A 1,854-nucleotide genomic window follows, 5' to 3' on the forward strand; every position below is an offset into this window, starting at 1 on the left:
TTGGGCATCAGTAAGTGTTAGTCTATTCATATAATCAGAATAACTGATTTTCTTTGTATGTCAACACACCCTAGCACAAGGTATAATTAATTGTGCAGGGCGTAGTGAACTGGCATTGATTATCGGCGAGTTTTATCGTCATCAAGGCAAGTGGAAATTTCGTTTAGTTGGACAAGGCTTTAACGGTGGTTTAAAGCCTTTGGCAGAGCATTTTGGTGTTGAGATTGCCAATGATACGCCAGCAAAAAACAATCCAGCACCAACTCCAACAGCAAGCCCACAATTGACACAAAGTCCGACCCCAATCAATACCACTCGTCCATCGTCGAATGTCAATCTTCGTAAAGTGACTTTGGACAAAGGCAATAGCCGTATCAATTTGACCAAACAAGGTGGCGGTGGTTTTGGTGAAATCAAAATCAATCTAAATTGGAATAGAAATCCAAATGCTCAGCAACAGCAAAGTGGTGGATTCTTCAATAAATTATTGGGCGGTCAAAATAAAGGTGTCGATTTAGACTTAGGTTGCTTTTTTGAAATGCAAGACGGGCAAAAAGGCATTGTACAAGCACTGGGTAATAGCTTTGGTGAGTTCCAACGTTACCCTTATGTACAGCTGTCTGCCGATGACCGTACCGGCCCAAGCCAAGACGGTGAATGGCTTCGCATCAATGGACAAGAGTGGAGTAAAGTTCGCCATATGGTGATTTATGCCTTTATTTATCAAGGTGTTCCGAATTGGGCGGCAACTGATGGCGTAGTGCGTATTTTTGTACCGAATCAACCTGAAATTGAAATCGCCTTGACTGCTGAAGGGCGTAACTTGGGTATGTGTGGTATCGTTGAGCTGAGTAATGTTGGCGGCAGTATCCAAGTGGATCGACGTGTGCAGTATTTTGGTGGACACAGAGAGTTAGATCAAGCTTTTGGCTTTGGTTTGCAGTGGCAGCGTGGTTCCAAATAAAGTTACTGATATTGCACAAAACGATATGCAGAAATGCTGTTAATTTGACAAAAATATGTTAAATTCTATGCAAAGTTACAGTGTAAATATAAATGGTTTAAACCAGTTTTGTGCTGTATTTGCTTTATTTATATCAGATTTTATTAAACAGTTTTTATCTAGGAGAAATGAGATGGCAATTAGCTTAAACAAAGGCGGTAACTTATCTTTAAGTAAAACCGATCCAAACTTGGTACGTATTTTGATTGGCTTGGGTTGGGACGAACGCTCGACGGACGGTCAAGATTTTGACTTGGATGCCAGTGCATTTTTATTGACTACAGCAGGCAAAGTGCGTGGCGACCATGACTTTATTTTTTATAATCAATTGAAGTCAAGCGATGGTGCGGTAGAGCATACTGGTGATAACCGTAGCGGTCAGGGCGATGGCGATGATGAATCAATCTTGGTAGATTTATCCAAAGTTTCACCTGACGTGGACAAGATTGCGATCACTGTAACCATTCACGATGGTCAAGCACGTGGTCAAAACTTCGGTCAAATTGCGAATGCCTTTATCCGTGTAGTAAACCAAGACACAGGCGTGGAAGTAGTGCGTTTTGACTTGGGTGAAGACTATTCAACTGAAACAGCGATGGTATTCGGTGAAGTCTATCGCCACAATGGCGAGTGGAAATTCCGTGCTGTAGGTCAAGGCTATGGCGGTGGCTTGGCGGCAATGTGCGGTCAATACGGTATTAATATTGGCTAAGTCTTTACCATGTCATTTCTTATTGAAGTGATTCAATTATAAGCCGATAATTTTGTTGCAAAACTAGGGTGTGTTGACAATTAACGCAAATTGATTATTGTTGCAGCCAGATAGATATTAGCAGCAAAAGATTCATCGG

Annotated in this window: 2 protein-coding genes; both read left to right on the plus strand. The window is 41.6% G+C overall.

Annotated features, from left to right (window positions below; translation table 11 throughout):
• Positions 1–109: 109 nt before the first annotated feature.
• The gene (locus tag ACEYX7_RS10840) at positions 110–964 is read left to right on the plus strand and encodes a TerD family protein (protein WP_465246282.1); all 855 of its coding nucleotides are present in this window, start codon (positions 110–112) and stop codon (positions 962–964) included.
• 172 nt (positions 965–1,136) lie between these two features.
• Positions 1,137–1,715: a TerD family protein gene (locus ACEYX7_RS10845; RefSeq protein ID WP_374805528.1), complete on the plus strand. Its 579-nt coding sequence runs from the start codon at positions 1,137–1,139 to the stop codon at positions 1,713–1,715.
• The last annotated feature ends 139 nt before the right edge of the window (positions 1,716–1,854 follow it).

It is taken from the genome of Hubeiibacter jixunmingi, assembly GCF_041928215.1.
Taxonomy (GTDB): domain Bacteria; phylum Pseudomonadota; class Gammaproteobacteria; order Pseudomonadales; family Moraxellaceae; genus Acinetobacter.